Raw genomic sequence first — 18,123 nt, forward strand, 5'->3', positions numbered from 1 at the left:
AGTGAGTAAACGATGCTGTGATACAGACATGAGGGGTGAGGTTAAGTTGGCAGGACAACTTGTTCAGTATGGTCGGCGCGCGCGCAGAAGCTACGCCAGGATCAACGAGGTGCTGGAAGTCCCGAACCTGATTGAAATCCAACAAAAATCGTATGAAAAGTTTTTGGACAGCGATTTAATTGAACTGTTTCAAGACATTTCTCCGATTTCGGACTTTACGGGCAATCTATCGCTTGAGTTTATCGACTATAGCTTGGGCGAACCGAAGTATTCGGTCGATGAATCAAAAGAGCGCGACGTGACGTATGCGGCTCCTTTACGCGTTAAGGTACGACTTTTCAATAAGGAGACCGGCGAAGTAAAGGAACAAGAAGTTTTCATGGGTGATTTCCCGCTTATGACAGAGACCGGCACGTTTATTATTAACGGGGCCGAGCGTGTCATAGTCAGCCAATTGGTTCGATCCCCGAGTGTGTACTTCAGCACGAAGGTCGATAAGAACGGGAAGAAAAATTACACGGCAACGGTTATTCCTAACCGTGGCGCTTGGCTAGAGCTTGAAACGGATGCGAAAGACATCATCTACGTTCGTATTGACCGGACTCGTAAAATACCGGTAACGGTACTTTTGCGTTCACTTGGTTTCGGTACAGATGCTGAGATTCTTGAGCTTCTTGGCCATGATGAGTATATCCGCAACACATTAGACAAGGACAACACGGATTCAACCGAGAAAGCGCTGATTGAAATTTATGAGCGCCTTCGTCCGGGCGAGCCTCCGACTTTGGATAATGCGAAGAGCTTGCTCGTCGCTCGTTTCTTTGATCCAAAACGTTATGACTTGGCCAATGTAGGCCGTTACAAAATAAACAAAAAACTCCACATCAAGAACCGTTTGTTCAATCAACGGCTCGCGGAAAATTTAGTTGATCCAACGACTGGCGAGATTATCGCTGAATCCGGACAAATGATTGACCGACGTTTGCTTGATGAAATTCTCGAAAAACTCGAGAAGGATGTTGGATTTAAAACTTATCACGTTGCTAACGGCGTGCTTGATGCTGATAGTATTCCACTACAAACGATCAGCGTATTCTCTCCATATGACGAAGGCAAAGTTATTAAAGTCATTGCCAATGGGATTATTGATAAATCCGTTAAGCATATCACGCCTGCGGACATTATTTCTTCCATTAACTACTTTATTAACTTGCTTCATGGCGTAGGCAGCACAGATGATATCGATCACCTGGGTAACCGTCGTCTTCGTTCGGTAGGCGAGTTGCTTCAAAACCAATTCCGGATTGGTCTATCTCGTATGGAACGTGTCGTTCGCGAGAGAATGTCCATTCAAGACGCGAATGCGATAACGCCTCAAGCGCTAATCAACATTCGTCCGGTAATTGCATCAATTAAAGAGTTTTTCGGATCCTCGCAGCTTTCCCAGTTTATGGACCAAACGAATCCGCTTGCTGAACTGACGCATAAGCGTCGTCTGTCTGCTCTCGGACCCGGCGGTTTGACTAGGGAACGCGCGGGCTTTGAAGTGCGTGACGTCCATCACTCCCACTATGGGCGGATGTGTCCGATCGAGACGCCAGAGGGACCGAATATCGGTTTGATCAACTCCTTGTCCTCGTTTGCCCGCATTAATGAGTATGGCTTTATTGAAGCTCCTTACCGTTGGGTAGATCCGAAGACTGGAATCGTTACGGAACAAATCGCTTACTTGACTGCTGATGAGGAAGACAACTACGTCATCGCGCAAGCGAATGCGAAGCTGACATCAGAAGACAGGTTTGCCGAAGAAAATACAATCGTGCGTTATAACAAGCAAGCCGATAACATTTTGACAATGCCAAGCGATCGCGTTGATTACATGGACGTTTCTCCTAAACAGGTAGTATCCGTTGCGACAGCGTTAATTCCATTCCTGGAAAACGATGACTCCAACCGTGCCCTCATGGGATCGAACATGCAGCGTCAAGCGGTTCCGCTTCTTATTCCTAGATCGCCACTTGTGGGTACAGGCATGGAGCATAAGGCAGCGAAGGATTCCGGCGTTTGTATCGTTGCCAAGCATGACGGCATCATCGAGCGTTCATCCGCTAATGAAATATGGCTTCGCCGCGTTGAACAAATTGATGGTAAACCGGTTACTGGTGACTTGGTAAAACATAAGCTGCACAAGTTTATGCGTTCTAACCAAGGAACATGCATTAACCAACGTCCACTTGTACGCAAGGGTGACGTCATTAAGAAGGGCGATATTCTTGCTGATGGTCCTTCCACTGAAATGGGCGAATTGGCTCTTGGACGCAACGTAGTCGTTGCCTTCATGACGTGGGAAGGCTACAACTATGAGGATGCGATCTTGCTTAGCGAAAAGCTTGTGAAAGAGGATGTTTATACGTCCATTCACATCGAGGAATATGAGTCCGAAGCACGTGATACGAAGCTTGGGCCTGAAGAAATTACACGTGACATCCCGAATGTCGGCGAAGAAGCTCTTCGTAACTTAGACGAGCGCGGTATCATTCGTGTCGGTGCTGAAATTGGCGCTGGAGACATCCTTGTTGGTAAAGTAACGCCGAAGGGTGTAACGGAGCTGACTGCGGAAGAAAGATTGCTGCATGCCATTTTCGGTGAGAAAGCACGTGAAGTGCGTGATACATCGCTGCGCGTACCGCATGGTACAGACGGTATTGTTGTAGACGTTAAAGTATTTACACGTGAGAACGGCGATGAATTGCCGCCTGGCGTTAACCAATTGGTACGTGCCTACATTGCTCAAAAACGGAAAATTTCCGAAGGCGACAAAATGGCCGGCCGTCATGGTAACAAAGGGGTTATCGCTCGGATCATGCCGGAAGAAGATATGCCGTTCCTGCCGGATGGCACACCAGTTGAGGTTGTTCTTAACCCACTTGGCGTACCTTCACGGATGAACATCGGTCAAGCGCTTGAGGTTCACCTCGGCATGGCTTGTAAGCATCTTGGCATTCACGCTGCTACGCCAGTATTTGACGGCGCACGTGAGAATGACGTATTCGATACGATGGAAGAAGCAGGCATGCAACGTAACGGTAAAACCGTACTTTATGATGGACGGACAGGCGAAAACTTTGAACGTGAAGTAACCGTTGGGGTCATGTACATGATCAAACTGGCGCACATGGTCGATGATAAAATCCATGCCCGTTCCACTGGTCCTTACTCACTTGTTACACAACAGCCACTCGGTGGTAAAGCACAGTTTGGTGGTCAACGTTTCGGGGAGATGGAGGTATGGGCGCTTGAGGCATATGGCGCTGCGTACACGCTTCAAGAAATCTTGACGGTTAAATCCGATGACGTGGTTGGCCGTGTGAAAACATACGAATCCATCGTCAAAGGTGAAAACGTACCAGAACCAGGTGTTCCGGAATCGTTCAAAGTTTTGATCAAAGAGCTTCAAAGCTTAGGTATGGACGTTAAGATCCTGTCCGAGAATGAAGAAGAGATCGAAATGAAAGAAATGGACGATGAAGACGAGGCAACAGGCGATAAGTTAAACCTCAATATTGAAGGTGCCGAAATCGCTGCTGAATAAACTAGTTGCTGGATTCCGTCACTTGGTCACGCGCCTTTGACGGAATCTAGCTGATTAGATAGACATTGTCATACATGACGGAGGAGGGTTGCTCCTTGTTGGACGTGAACAACTTCGAGTATATGAAAATCGGTCTGGCTTCGCCGGATAAAATTCGCTCGTGGTCCCGCGGAGAAGTTAAAAAACCGGAGACGATCAACTACAGGACCTTAAAACCGGAGAAGGAAGGTCTCTTCTGCGAGAAAATTTTTGGACCTACAAAAGACTGGGAATGTCATTGCGGTAAATACAAACGTGTACGCTATAAAGGCGTGGTTTGTGATCGTTGTGGCGTAGAGGTAACTCGGGCTAAAGTTCGCCGCGAACGTATGGGCCATATCGAGCTTGCTGCACCCGTTTCTCATATTTGGTATTTCAAAGGTATTCCAAGCCGCATGGGTCTTGCACTAGATATGTCGCCTCGTTCACTTGAGGAGATTATCTACTTTGCATCCTATGTTGTAACGGATCCAGGTGATACGCCACTTGAGAAAAAACAGCTTCTGTCCGAGAAAGAATACCGCAGCTACCGGGAAAAATACGGCTATGGTTTCCATGCCGGCATGGGCGCCGAAGCGGTTAAGAAGCTGCTTCAAGATATCGATGTGGATAAAGAATTGGAGCAATTGAAGGAAGAACTGCGTACAGCACAAGGACAACGACGCAATCGTGCGATCAAACGTCTTGAAGTTGTAGAAGCATTCCGCAACTCCGGGAACGAGCCGGAATGGATGATTCTAGACGTGCTTCCAGTCATCCCACCTGAGCTTCGTCCGATGGTACAGCTGGACGGCGGACGTTTTGCAACGTCTGACCTAAATGACCTTTATCGTCGTGTGATTAACCGGAACAACCGTCTGAAGCGCCTTCTTGATCTGGGTGCTCCTGATATTATCGTGCAAAATGAAAAACGGATGCTGCAGGAAGCGGTTGATGCATTGATCGACAACGGTCGTCGCGGTCGCCCTGTTACAGGTCCTGGTAACCGTCCTTTAAAATCCCTCAGCCACATGCTGAAAGGTAAGCAAGGACGTTTCCGTCAGAACTTGCTCGGTAAACGGGTTGACTATTCTGGTCGTTCGGTTATCGTCGTAGGTCCAAACCTCAAAATGTTCCAGTGCGGCCTTCCGAAGGAAATGGCTCTGGAATTGTTCAAGCCTTTCGTTATGAAAGAGCTTGTTAATAAAGGCCTCGCACATAACATTAAGAGTGCGAAGCGCAAGGTAGAACGCGTGAGCCCTGAGGTATGGGATGTTCTTGAGGAAGTCATCAAGGAACACCCAGTATTGCTTAACCGTGCCCCGACGCTCCATAGACTTGGTATTCAAGCATTTGAGCCAATTCTAGTTGAAGGTCGCGCGATTAAACTTCACCCGCTCGTATGTACAGCTTACAACGCTGACTTCGACGGTGACCAAATGGCGGTTCACGTTCCGTTGTCCGCAGAAGCTCAAGCAGAGGCTCGTTTGCTCATGCTGGCATCTGGCAACATCCTTAACCCGAAAGACGGCAAACCGGTCGTTACTCCTTCACAGGATATGGTTCTAGGAAGCTTCTACTTAACGATGGATAACAAAGAAGCTAAAGGTAGCGGTTCTGTATTCGGAACCATTAACGAAGCAATCTCTGCTTACCAACGTGGTATTGTTTCTCTGCACGCTAGAATTTTCATTCCAGTGCGCGTACTCAAAAAAGTTAATTTCACGGAGCAACAGCAAAATTCGTTACTCGTAACTACGGTTGGTAAAATTATCTTCAACGAAATATTCCCTGAAGATTTCCCGTATATCAACGAAGCAACGAAAACCAATTTGCTGCAAGGCACGCCGGATAAATATTTTGTGTACGAAAAAGGCGCGGATTTGACTAAGTTTATTGAAGTAGCGGATACGCCAGGTGCGGTAGGTAAGGATTACCTTGCTCTACTAATCGCTGAGTGCTTCCGTAAATATCATACAACGCTTACTGCGCAGCTTCTTGACCGTATTAAGCAGCTTGGTTTTACTTACTCTACGAAGTCTGGTATAACGATCGGCGTAGCTGACGTTATCATTCCGAAAGAGAAAGATGAAATCATGAAAGCCTCCGATGATAAAGTCGGTACCGTTATGAATCAATACCGTCGTGGTTTGATTACTAATGAAGAACGTTATGACCGTATCATCAGCATTTGGAGCAAATGTAAAGACGAGATCACCGAAGTTCTTATGAAGTCGATGGATCGTTATAACAACATCATGCTCATGGTGGACTCCAAAGCACGGGGTAACAAATCACAAATTACACAGCTTGGCGGTATGCGTGGTCTGATGGCCAATCCATCGGGACGTATTATCGAGTTGCCGATCAAATCGAACTTCCGCGAAGGCCTAACGGTACTCGAGTACTTTATCTCGACTCACGGAGCGCGTAAAGGTTTGGCGGATACAGCACTTCGGACAGCCGATTCCGGTTACCTGACTCGTCGACTTGTTGACGTTGCGCAAGACGTAATCGTGCGTGAAGAAGATTGTGGTACGGACAAAGGCTTCTCCGTAAGCAAAATTCAAGACGGTAAAGAGGTTATTGAAGATCTCTATGACCGGATTGAAGGACGCTATGCGTTTGAGACCGTTCGTAATCCAAAAACAGGCGAGATTATAGTTAACCGCAGCGAGCTTATTGATTCCAATAAAGCTGATGCGATTATCGATGCTGGCGTCGAAAAACTACAAATTCGTTCCGTACTGAGCTGCCGCGCGCGTCATGGCGTGTGTAAGATCTGTTACGGTCGTAACCTTGCGACTGGCAAGCACGTTGAGATTGGGGAAGCGGTTGGTATTATCGCAGCTCAATCCATCGGAGAGCCAGGAACACAGCTGACAATGCGTACGTTCCATACGGGCGGCGTTGCCGGCGATGATATTACACAAGGTTTGCCGCGTATCCAAGAGTTGTTCGAGGCGCGTAATCCGAAAGGTCAAGCGATTATTTCTGAGCTTGACGGTGTAATCAAAGAAATCCGTGAAGCGAAGGACCGTCGTGAAATCGAGGTTCAAGGCGAAGCGGAATCCAAAGTGTATGCCGTTACTTATGGTTCGCGTATCCGCGTAACGCAGGGACAACAAATCGAAGCCGGCGATGAGCTGACTGACGGTTCGATTGACCCTAAAGATATGCTGCGTATCAAAGGTATCCGTGGCGTTCAAAACTACATTTTGCAAGAAGTACAGCGCGTTTACCGGAACCAAGGGGTTGAGATCAATGACAAGCACGTTGAAGTCATGATCAAGCAGATGCTCCGCAAAATCCGGATCGTAGACGCTGGCGGTACGACTCTGCTTCCTGGCGCATTTGTTGACATTCATGAATATGAGTCGCAAAACCGCGCTGCAATCTTTGCAGATCTTGAGCCTGCTGTTGCAAAACCTGTTTTGCTCGGTATTACGAAGGCTTCACTTGAAACTGATTCCTTCTTGTCAGCAGCTTCCTTCCAAGAAACAACTCGCGTATTGACTGATGCTGCTATTAAAGGCAAAGTTGACCAGTTGCTTGGACTCAAGGAAAATGTTATTATCGGTAAGTTGATTCCAGCAGGTACTGGAATGGCGCGTTACCGTAACATTCGCTTTGCTGGCCTTGAAGATGAAGTTGTTACTACTGCTGAGGGCGAATTGGAAACTGAGGCTGTTACCGTCGATTAATCGATGTGGCAGCTAACGTAGCTAATACCTGATGCTAGCATAGATCGAAGGAGCGTTGCATCTTCCGCTTTCTTAGGATTCGGAAGATGGTCGCTCTTTTGTATGTTTAAAGTAAGAATTTCATTTACGAAATGTTTGCAAATGAATATCATTGAAATTTCTTGACACAACCACAATGTAGGTGGTACTATATCGAAGTGTGCCTAATTGTGTGATCACTGAATGGAAGAATTGAAGGTGATTTCTATGCAATTCAAAGTCGGCGCAAAGCAGACGACGAAGATGCTCGAGCACGAAAGGGCTATCGAAGTCTATGTTGCACGCGATGCAGATCCGCAGATGAAAGAGAAGATCATTCATCTATGTGAGCGGACGGGAGTTCCAATGAAATGGTTCGATACGATGGAAGACCTTGGGGAAACCTGCGGTATCGATGTCGGAGCCGCTATGGCAGCGCTCGTTAACGAAGAAGAATAATGCAATAACCGTTTTTGTTAGTTGATTATTTAACGATGATTGACTGACGAGAACTTTTGTTTGTTCTTTAATGAACCGCCTGGATCTGTGGGCTTAATTTTAGGTAAAATGTCTACCATACAAGCGTATACGGCTGTTGCCGTCCTTTGGTGGAAAGAGCTCGTTACGCGAAGAAATATAAGCGGATTTATAAACGAAGTTTTATAAATACTTATATTTTCAAAAGACATGAATATAGGGAAGGGGGTGGCAACATGCCAACAATTAACCAGCTAGTCCGTAAAGGACGCCAAGCGAAAGTCGTTAAATCGAAATCGCCGGCATTGCAAAAAGGTTTCAACGCATTGAAACGTGAAACTACTAACATCAGCGCTCCTCAAAAACGCGGTGTGTGCACTCGTGTAGGAACAATGACTCCAAGGAAACCGAACTCCGCACTTCGTAAATATGCTCGTGTTCGTTTAACGAACCGTTTAGAAGTTACGGCTTACATTCCGGGTATCGGACACAACTTGCAAGAGCATAGCGTTGTTTTGATCCGTGGTGGTAAAGTAAAAGACTTAGCAGGAGTACGTTATCATATCGTTCGCGGCGCACTTGATACTGCGGGTGTTAACAACCGTATGCAAGCTCGTTCGAAATATGGTACGAAACGTCCGAAAGTTAAAAAATCATAAGTATAACCCTAACGGGTCATTGAAATGCTAGAAATAGCGACTATTAGAAGAAAGGGGGACTTTCTCATGCCACGCAAAGGTCCTGTAACGAAACGCGATGTGCTTCCAGATCCGCTGTATAACAGCAAACTGGTAACGCGCCTAATCAACCGCATTATGCTTGACGGTAAAAGAGGCGTTGCACAAACACTATTGTATGATGCTTTCAAACTGATTCAAGAACGCACGGGTAAAGATCCGATGGAAGTGTTCGAAGCTGCTTTGAAAAATATTATGCCAGTACTTGAGGTTAAAGCACGCCGTGTCGGCGGTGCAAACTATCAAGTGCCTATCGAAGTTAAACCAGAGCGCCGTACGGCACTTGGTCTTCGTTGGCTCGTGAACTACTCACGTAACCGCGGAGAGAAAACGATGGAAGAGCGTTTAGCTGCTGAAATCACAGATGCTTCCAATAACACTGGCGCAGCTGTTAAGAAGCGCGAAGATACTCACAAAATGGCTGAAGCGAACAAAGCGTTTGCTCACTACCGCTGGTAGAATCTTTACATTCGAGAGGAGACCATTTTATGTCAAGAGAGTTCTCCTTGAAAAATACGCGTAACATCGGGATTATGGCGCATATTGATGCCGGTAAAACCACTACAACTGAACGGATTTTGTTCTTCACGGGCCGTACTCACAAAATCGGAGAAGTGCACGAAGGTGCAGCTACGATGGACTGGATGGAACAGGAACAAGAGCGCGGTATCACGATTACGTCTGCCGCGACAACTGCTCAATGGGATGGACACCGTATTAATATTATCGACACCCCGGGACACGTTGACTTCACAGTAGAAGTTGAACGTTCCCTGCGCGTATTGGACGGGGCCGTTGGAGTTTTCAGTGCGAAAGAAGGAGTCGAGCCACAATCTGAGACTGTATGGCGTCAAGCAGATCGTTACAACGTTCCGCGGATCGCATACGTCAACAAGATGGACATCATTGGTGCTGACTTTCTGAATGTTATTAAGGATATGCGTGAGCGTCTTCAAGCTAATGCTGTTGCGATTCAAATTCCGATTGGCGCCGAGTCAGATTTTGTCGGCGTTATCGATATCGTTGAACGCAAAGCATACAAGTACAAAGACGACACAGGTAAAGATCCAATTGAGGTTGAAATTCCTTCGGAGTATGCTGACCAAGTGGAAGAGCTTCGTACGGAATTGATCGAGAAGGTTGCTGAGCTTGACGAAGAATTAACGATGAAATATTTGGAAGGCGAAGAAATTTCGATTCCAGAAATCAAAGCAGCGCTCCGTAAAGGCGTTTGCGAAGTTAAAATCTTCCCAGTAATCGTTGGATCGTCTTACCGCAACAAAGGTGTTCAATTGATGTTGGATGCGGTTGTTAACTATCTTCCATCTCCTCTTGATGTACCTGCAATTAAAGGTACTCTTGAAGACGGCGAAGAGGGTGAGCGCCCTTCATCTGATACAGAGCCATTCGCAGCATTGGCTTTCAAAATCATGACGGACCCTTACGTTGGTAGACTTACGTTCTTCCGTGTGTATTCTGGCATACTAAAATCCGGTTCTTACGTTCTTAACTCCACAAAGGGTAAACGTGAGCGGATTGGACGTATTCTTCAAATGCATGCGAACTCACGTCAAGAGATCTCAGAAGTTTATTCTGGTGATATCGCTGCAGCAGTTGGTCTTAAAGATACAACTACTGGAGATACTCTTTGCGATGAGAAGAACACCATCATTCTTGAATCTATGAACTTCCCAGAGCCAGTTATCTCGGTTGCTATCGAACCAAAAACGAAAGCTGACCAAGACAAACTAGGTATCGCAATCTCCAAATTGGCGGAAGAAGATCCAACTTTCCGTGCACATACGGACGAGGAAACAAACCAAACGATTATCTCTGGTATGGGTGAGCTTCACCTTGAGATTCTAGTTGACCGTATGTTCCGCGAATTCAAAGTTGAGACAAACGTTGGTAAACCGCAAGTTGCTTACCGCGAAACATTCCGTCAAGCTGCGAAGGTTGAAGGTAAGTTCGTTCGTCAATCAGGCGGTAAAGGTCAATTCGGACATTGTTGGGTTGAGTTTTCACCACTTGAGCCAGGTTCAGGCTTCATATTCGAAAACAAAACAGTCGGCGGTTCGATTCCTCGTGAATTTATCGCTCCTATCCAGGCTGGTATCGAAGAGTCAATGAAGAACGGTGTAGTAGCCGGCTTCCCGCTCGTTGATGTCAAGGCTGTTGTAGTAGACGGATCGTACCATGATGTTGACTCCTCGGAGATGGCGTTTAAAATTGCAGGTTCGATGGCGCTTAAAGCTGCCAAAGAAAAATGTAAGCCAGTTCTTCTTGAGCCAATCATGAAGGTAGAAGTTACTGTTCCTGAAGAGTACATGGGCGATGTTATGGGTATGCTTAACTCCCGTCGTGGTCGTATCGAAGGTATGGATAGCCGTGCAGGTGCACAAATTATCCGTGCTAAGGTGCCTCTCTCCGAGATGTTTGGTTACTCCACTACACTACGTTCCGGTACACAAGGACGCGGCGTATTCTCGATGGAGCTTTCTCACTATGAAGAAGTTCCTAAATCAATCGCTGAAGAAATCATCTCTAAGAACAAAGGCGAGTAATCGAATTTGTTTCTTAAACCAATTGCTTTTGGCCGCCAGCTAAGTTTGCATGCAAACCAGATGTCGGCCCACACATAAAAAATTCATGATATATTGAGGAGGCTCATGTTCAATGGCTAAGGCAAAATTTGAACGTAACAAACCGCACGTTAATATCGGTACTATCGGTCACGTCGATCACGGTAAAACGACTTTGACTGCAGCTATCACAACAGTACTTTCCAAAAAATACGGCGGTGCAGCAATCGCATTTGACCAAATCGATAAAGCTCCAGAAGAGCGCGAGCGCGGTATCACGATCTCGACAGCTCACGTTGAGTATGAGACGCCTGCTCGTCACTACGCACACGTTGACTGCCCAGGTCACGCCGACTATGTAAAAAACATGATCACTGGTGCTGCACAAATGGACGGAGCTATTCTTGTAGTTTCGGCTACTGACGGCCCTATGCCACAAACTCGTGAGCACATCTTGCTTTCGAAACAAGTTGGCGTTCCTTACATCGTTGTATTTCTGAACAAATGCGACATGGTTGAAGACGAAGAGCTTCTTGAGCTAGTTGAAATGGAAGTTCGTGACCTTCTTTCTGAGTATGAGTTCCCAGGTGACGACACTCCAATCATCCGCGGTGCTGCTCGTGAAGCACTTGCTAACCCAGAAGGTCCTTGGGCTGACAAAATCATCGAGCTTTTCGAGCAAGTGGATACTTATATCCCTACTCCTGAGCGCGATACAGCTAAGCCTTTCCTTATGCCTGTCGAGGACGTATTCACAATCACTGGCCGTGGTACAGTTGCTACAGGTCGCGTTGAGCGTGGAATTATCAAAGTCGGCGACGAGATCGAAATTATCGGTCTTGCTGAAGAATCCCGTAAATCTGTAGTAACTGGCGTTGAAATGTTCCGTAAATTGCTTGACTCCGCTCAAGCAGGCGACAACGTTGGCGCATTGCTACGTGGTGTAGACCGTAACAACATTGAGCGTGGACAAGTTTTGGCTAAACCGGGTTCGGTTAAACCACACACTAACTTCACTGCACAAATCTACGTTCTTACTAAAGAAGAGGGTGGCCGTCACAAGCCTTTCTTCACTGGCTACCGTCCACAGTTCTACTTCCGTACAACTGACGTAACGGGTATCATCAACCTGCCAGAAGGCACTGAGATGGTTATGCCTGGCGACAACATCACTGTAACGGTTGAGCTTATTGCTCCAATCGCTGTTGAAGATGGAACTCGTTTCTCTATTCGTGAAGGCGGCCGTACAGTAGGCGCTGGCGCAGTAGCATCTATCCAAAAATAATTGATGGCGGCTTTAGCTGCTATGAATACAAAAGCCCTCACTTTGGTGAGGGCTTTTGATTTTTTTAGGGTACTCAGGCATGATCATGATAATAGTTTACTTAATCTTTACAATTAAGTAATGATTGACGGTAGACCTTACACCCATTTAATATTAGGGAATAGTAAAAAAAGAGGTTGCCCATCCCCAGTCAGATTGAATTACATCTATCAAGCCAGTGACTTCATCAAGAGAAAGCGATGCTGCTTTGCTGCAAGTTTAGAATCTAGAGTGGGGCGTATGACAAAGTGCTTCATATGATGAGAGGGGTTTGAAAAATGAGTAAGAAATTTTGGATCGGTATTGTACTTGCTTCAGTAATGCTTGTGACGGCTGCCTGTGGGGCCAAGACGGAATCAGGAACGAACAGCAGCACGAATGCGCCTAATACGGGCGGAGATGCAGAAAAGTCATATACGATAGCAATTTCTCAAATTGTTGAGCATCCTTCACTGGATGCAACTCGCGAAGGTTTTATCGCTGCGCTTAATGATGCGGGTATTGAAGAAGGCAAAAACCTTACTATTGATTTTAATAACGCACAAGGCGATGCAACAAATATCAAAACTATATCTCAAAAAATTGCAAACGGCAAAAGTGATCTTGCCCTAGGTATTGCAACACCTACGGCACAAGCACTTGCTGATGATGTGGAAAATATTCCGGTATTGTTTGCAGCTGTAACAGATCCGATTGATGCGGGTATCGTCACGCAGCTGGAAGCACCAGGCGGCAACATTACAGGTGCGTCGGACACGAATCCGGCTGCCATTACGCAAACGATGGATTTTATTGCTTCTCAATTCCCAAATGCTAAAAATGTGGGTCTTATCATTAATGAAGGTGAGCAAAACGCGGTAGTTATGGGTAAGATTGCTGAGGAAGCACTGGCTAAGCACAATATAAAACTGGTCAAAGCATCGGTTGCCAATTCTTCTGATGTTAAGCAGGCTGCTGATTCTTTGGTAGGCCGTGTTGATGCAATCTACATCACACTGGACAATATGGTTGTTACGGGTGCGGATGCGATTATTGAAGTAGCTAACGCTAATGATATTCCATTTTTCTCGGCTGACCGTGATACCGTAGAAAAAGGCGCTTTTGCAGCAGTCGGCTTTAAATACTATGACCATGGTTATGAAGTAGGTCAAATGGCTGTCGAAATTTTGAAAAATGGCAAAAATCCTGGTGAGATGGACGTTACCGTTCCTCAAAAGCTTGATTTCATTTTTAATATGAAAGCGGCAGCGGAGCAAGGAATTACGGTTACGGACGAAATGAAAGCATTTGTGAAAGACCAAGAAAAAAACATCATTGAGTAGAACATCGCCTTATAGCTTAAAATAATATGGACAAAAATGATATGGGTGATCAGGCAACTGGTTCACCCTCTTGTTTTGAAGAGGAGGTATGTCATATGATCGCATCCATGCAAGGGGCTGTGGAAAGCGGGTTATTGTATGCGCTTATGGCACTGGGAGTTTATATCACGTTCCGAATACTCGATTTTCCAGATTTAACGGTAGACGGAAGCTTTACAACAGGAGCGGCTATTGGCTCAGTAATGACCGTTAGCGGAACGCCACCATGGCTTGCAGTACTATGCGCATTTGTCGGCGGAGCGCTTGCAGGTACCTGTACAGGCCTGCTTCATACTAAAGGGAAGATAAACGGGCTGCTTTCAGGGATTATCATGATGATTGCCTTGTATTCCATTAACCTTAGAATTATGGGTAAACCGAATGTATCGTTAAGAGGCAAGGAAAATTTATTCGATAATGTATCTACACTTGTGGTTATGATTATTTTTGTCATTATTGTGAAGATCATTCTCGATTTGTTTTTCCGGACGGACATCGGACTTAGCCTTCGGGCGACAGGCGATAACTCTCGTATGATTCGGAGTTTCGGTGCGAATACTGATATTACGACGATTTTCGGCATTGCTTTGTCTAATGCGCTAGTTGCAACTTCCGGGGCGTTAATCGCTCATTATCAAAAATACGCGGACAACAGCATGGGAATCGGGATGATCGTCATAGGACTAGCTTCTGTTATTATTGGCGAAGCGATTTTCGGTTCGAAGACAATCTTCAGAGCGACGCTCGCTGTTATTCTCGGTTCGATTATCTATCGTATCATCTACGCATTCGCGCTGCGCGTTGAATGGCTGGATGCTTCGGATATGAAGCTGATTACGGCAGTTATTATTATTTTTGCACTTGTTGTTCCATCATCTAGGCGCGTATGGAAGCAGAAAAATGTAGCACGCAGGCGTACGGCAGAGATGCTTGCAAAATTGGATAAAGCACAGCCAGGAGGTGGACGCTGATGTTGGAAATAGCTAAGGTGTCCAAGCTGTTTAACCCTGGCACAGTAGATGAGAAGACCGCGCTTGTCGGAGCGAATCTGACGATGAAGCCAGGTGACTTTATTACGGTTATCGGAAGCAACGGCGCGGGTAAATCTACATTAATGAATATTATATCTGGCGTGATGAAGCCGGACGCGGGTGAAGTTAGAATAGATGGGCAAAATATAAGCAATCTGACCGAGTATCAGCGTAGTCAATGGATTGGCAGGGTATTCCAGGATCCAATGGCCGGTACGGCACCTCGTATGTCTATTGAAGAGAATTTAGCTATTGCTTATGCGCGTGGCAAAAAACGGGGATTCTCGTTCGGGGTAACACGCGCGAAGCGTGCAATATTCAAGAAAGAGCTGCAAAGGCTTGGGATTGGCCTTGAGAACCGTCTTAGTGCCAAGGTAGGCTTATTGTCAGGAGGAGAGAGGCAAGCGCTCAGCTTGCTCATGGCGACTTTTACAAGGCCGCAAATCCTGCTGCTCGATGAGCATACCGCAGCTCTCGATCCTGCAAGGGCTGAGCTCATTACGACACTGACCGAGACGTTGGTCAAAGAAATGAATTTGACCACGTTAATGGTTACTCATAACATGGAGCAGGCGATTCGGCTAGGGAACCGGTTGATCATGATGGATAAAGGCCGAATCATTCTCGATGTACCGGAAGAGCGCAAGAAGGATCTTACCGTCGTGCAGTTGCTCGGAGAGTTTGAAGTGATAAGCGGCAAGAAGCTGGCTGACGATCGAATTGTATTGGGCTAAAGTTTTGCTCTTATTCATCATGTATGCTAACTTTGTTTCGGGATAAGATCGGGAAAGAACCATTACTTCCGCAAATGCGCGGTTATAATGGTTCTTTCTTGTTATGGGTGTATTTCAGCTGTGGATAGGAATTTACCTTATAGTTAGATAGCCTATTTTTCAGAATAGAATGATCAGTTTAGGTTTGGCGTTATTTGGTGGTGTCTTTTCAGCAGTCATCTGTTTATAATCGTGAAGTGTCCATTTTGTCCGTTATTATAAATGAGTGGATTGAATGCTTGTAATAAGGGACATAATGGATGCTGGGCGTAAAGCTTGGGGCAGCTCTATATGCAAATAGACTCATCCAAGGACTTCTTGAGATAATGAGAACATTGGACCCGAGAAGGTGCTCCGTTAAGCCGTTTTGATAAAAAATGACCATTTTGAAAGAACATAAACTTTATGTTGCAATTGCCCATTGAATTCGGTATAATAATGTCTGTTGGTCTGACGTTGCGATGATGTGAGAGGTTGCCGACACACCCGGCCCCTTTGCCATGGGGCATGTGCAGGGTTTTCTCACGGAGTATGTCCGATAATAAATTGGGCGAAAGAAGGAGGGACTTATATGGCAAAGCAAAAGATTCGTATCCGCTTGAAAGCATACGATCATAGGATTCTTGATCAATCCGCAGAGAAAATTGTTGAAACTGCAAAACGTTCCGGCGCAAGCGTATCCGGGCCGATTCCGTTGCCAACGGAAAAGCAAATCATCACCGTTCTCCGCGCGGTACACAAGTACAAGGATTCTCGGGAACAATTCGAACAACGCACTCATAAGCGTTTGATCGACATTGTAAACCCAACGCCGCAAACGGTTGATGCGTTGATGCGCTTGGATTTACCATCCGGTGTAGATATCGAAATCAAACTGTAATATCAGCATATGCGATTATAGAAAGGAAATGAGGTGTCAACATGAAAGGTATCTTAGGAAAAAAACTTGGTATGACTCAAGTGTTTACTGCTGAAGGTAATGTCGTTCCTGTAACGGTTATCGAAGCTGGACCTTGTGTAGTACTTCAGAAGAAAGACCAAGAGAACGATGGCTACGAAGCTGTTCAGTTCGGTTTCTCCGATAAGAAGGAAAGCAGATCGAACAAGCCAGAAGCTGGTCACGCTAAAAAAGCTAACACAACACCTAAGCGCTACGTTCGTGAAATTCGCGGAATTAATCTAGGTGATTATGAAGTTGGCCAAGAAGTAAAAGCTGACCTATTCACAGAGGGCGAATTCGTTGACGTAACAGGTATTTCAAAAGGTAAAGGCTTTGCCGGCGTTATCAAACGTTGGGGACAAAGCACGGGTCCTATGTCTCACGGTTCCCGTTACCACCGCGGACCAGGTTCGATGGGTTCAATCCAAGCGAACCGTGTACCGAAAGGCAAACGCCTTCCAGGACATATGGGTAGCGAAACAATCACGATTCAAAAGCTTGAAGTTATCCGTGTAGATGTAGAACGTAACGTTCTTCTAATCAAAGGTTCGATCCCGGGCCCGAAAAACGGATTCGTTAAAGTGAAACAAACAGTTAAGAACTAATTGCTCTTGAAGAAAGGAGGAACAGGATATGCCTAAAGTAACAGTATATAACGTGAGTGGCGCGCAAGTGGGCGAGCTTGAACTGGCTGAAACGGTTTTCGGAATTCAACCAAACGTTCATGTTTTGCACAGTGCTGTTGTTAACCAACAAGCATCTGAACGCTTCGGTAATCACAAAACTAAAGGACGCTCCGAAGTACGCGGCGGCGGTCGTAAACCTTGGAAACAAAAAGGTACTGGCCGTGCTCGTCAAGGTAGCATTCGCTCCCCGCAATGGGTTGGCGGCGGTACGGTTTTCGGACCTACTCCACGCTCATACGGATTCAAGCTTCCTAAGAAAGTTCGTCGTCTAGCGATTAAATCGGCATTGTCATCGAAAGTGATTGCAAACGAGATTATCGTTTTGGATCAGTTGACACTTGCAGCTCCTAAGACGAAGGAATTTGCAGCAATCCTTAACAACCTTAAAGCTGGCCGCAAATCTCTTGTAGTAACGGCTAACTATGAAGATAATGTAGCTTTGTCTGCACGTAACATCCCTGGTGTTAAATTCGTAGCAGCTGACGGCATTAATGTTCTGGATGTATTGGTGCATGACAACCTTATCATCACTAAAGAAGCAGTAGAGAAAGTACAGGAGGTGCTTGCGTAATGAAAAATCCACGCGATATTATCAAGCGCCCGGTTATCACGGAACGTACGAGCGATTACATGGTTGATAAAAAGTATGTTTTCGAAGTAGATCTTCGTTCAAACAAAACTGAAATCAAACTTGCTATCGAGCAAATTTTTAAAGTTAAAGTAACCGGCGTTAACACAATGCGTGTTGCGGGTAAACCAAAACGTTATGGTAAACATAGCGGATACAGACCGGATTGGAAAAAAGCCATCGTTCAATTGAGCGCTGACAGCAAAGAACTTGAATTCTTTGAAACGTCTGTTTAGAAAAGGAGGAAATCGA

The 18,123-nt window shown here is 45.8% G+C and carries 14 protein-coding genes; all 14 read left to right on the plus strand.

All coding sequences use genetic code 11. The annotated features are described in order from the left end of the window. Positions 1–46: 46 nt before the first annotated feature. Positions 47–3,592 (plus strand): DNA-directed RNA polymerase subunit beta, encoded by a 3,546-nt coding sequence (rpoB, locus tag E0496_RS21105; RefSeq protein ID WP_141503795.1) that lies wholly within the window; start codon positions 47–49, stop codon positions 3,590–3,592. A 95-nt stretch (positions 3,593–3,687) separates the two neighbouring features. Further along, positions 3,688–7,314 carry a DNA-directed RNA polymerase subunit beta' gene (gene rpoC / locus E0496_RS21110; RefSeq protein WP_141503796.1) on the plus strand — a complete coding sequence of 1,209 codons (3,627 nt, stop codon included), beginning with the start codon at positions 3,688–3,690 and terminating at the stop codon, positions 7,312–7,314. A gap of 222 nt (positions 7,315–7,536) precedes the next feature. Further along, positions 7,537–7,791: a ribosomal L7Ae/L30e/S12e/Gadd45 family protein gene (locus E0496_RS21115; RefSeq protein WP_241674916.1), complete on the plus strand. Its 255-nt coding sequence runs from the start codon at positions 7,537–7,539 to the stop codon at positions 7,789–7,791. A gap of 254 nt (positions 7,792–8,045) precedes the next feature. Beyond that, positions 8,046–8,468: a 30S ribosomal protein S12 gene (gene rpsL / locus E0496_RS21120; RefSeq protein ID WP_141503798.1), complete on the plus strand. Its 423-nt coding sequence runs from the start codon at positions 8,046–8,048 to the stop codon at positions 8,466–8,468. A 66-nt stretch (positions 8,469–8,534) separates the two neighbouring features. Beyond that, positions 8,535–9,005 carry a 30S ribosomal protein S7 gene (rpsG, locus tag E0496_RS21125; protein WP_028609662.1) on the plus strand — a complete coding sequence of 157 codons (471 nt, stop codon included), beginning with the start codon at positions 8,535–8,537 and terminating at the stop codon, positions 9,003–9,005. Positions 9,006–9,034: 29 nt separating this feature from the next. After that, complete coding sequence (gene fusA, locus E0496_RS21130; protein WP_141503799.1) at positions 9,035–11,110, plus strand: elongation factor G; 2,076 nt, start codon at positions 9,035–9,037, stop codon at positions 11,108–11,110. A 112-nt stretch (positions 11,111–11,222) separates the two neighbouring features. After that, positions 11,223–12,413 (plus strand): elongation factor Tu, encoded by a 1,191-nt coding sequence (gene tuf / locus E0496_RS21135; RefSeq protein WP_141503800.1) that lies wholly within the window; start codon positions 11,223–11,225, stop codon positions 12,411–12,413. Between the two features lie 317 nt (positions 12,414–12,730). Next, the gene (locus tag E0496_RS21140; RefSeq protein ID WP_141503801.1) at positions 12,731–13,774 is read left to right on the plus strand and encodes an ABC transporter substrate-binding protein; all 1,044 of its coding nucleotides are present in this window, start codon (positions 12,731–12,733) and stop codon (positions 13,772–13,774) included. Positions 13,775–13,869: 95 nt separating this feature from the next. Further along, positions 13,870–14,784: an ABC transporter permease gene (locus E0496_RS21145; protein ID WP_141503802.1), complete on the plus strand. Its 915-nt coding sequence runs from the start codon at positions 13,870–13,872 to the stop codon at positions 14,782–14,784. Then, complete coding sequence (locus E0496_RS21150; protein WP_141503803.1) at positions 14,784–15,578, plus strand: ABC transporter ATP-binding protein; 795 nt, start codon at positions 14,784–14,786, stop codon at positions 15,576–15,578. Before E0496_RS21145 ends, E0496_RS21150 begins: the two co-directional genes overlap by 1 nt. Before the next feature lie 610 nt (positions 15,579–16,188). Continuing rightward, a complete protein-coding gene (gene rpsJ / locus E0496_RS21155; protein WP_102715347.1) occupies positions 16,189–16,497 on the plus strand; it encodes a 30S ribosomal protein S10 in 309 nt (102 codons plus the stop codon). 41 nt (positions 16,498–16,538) lie between these two features. Beyond that, entirely contained in the window at positions 16,539–17,162 is a 624-nt protein-coding gene (gene rplC, locus E0496_RS21160; RefSeq protein ID WP_141503804.1) for a 50S ribosomal protein L3, read from the plus strand. 28 nt (positions 17,163–17,190) lie between these two features. Then, positions 17,191–17,814, plus strand: a complete 624-nt coding sequence (gene rplD, locus E0496_RS21165) for a 50S ribosomal protein L4 (RefSeq protein ID WP_141503805.1) — start codon at positions 17,191–17,193, stop codon at positions 17,812–17,814. After that, complete coding sequence (rplW, locus tag E0496_RS21170) at positions 17,814–18,107, plus strand: 50S ribosomal protein L23 (RefSeq protein WP_053373900.1); 294 nt, start codon at positions 17,814–17,816, stop codon at positions 18,105–18,107. Before rplD ends, rplW begins: the two co-directional genes overlap by 1 nt. Positions 18,108–18,123 lie beyond the last annotated feature (16 nt).

The organism is Paenibacillus luteus (genome assembly GCF_006542765.1).
Classification (GTDB): domain Bacteria; phylum Bacillota; class Bacilli; order Paenibacillales; family Paenibacillaceae; genus Pristimantibacillus; species Pristimantibacillus luteus.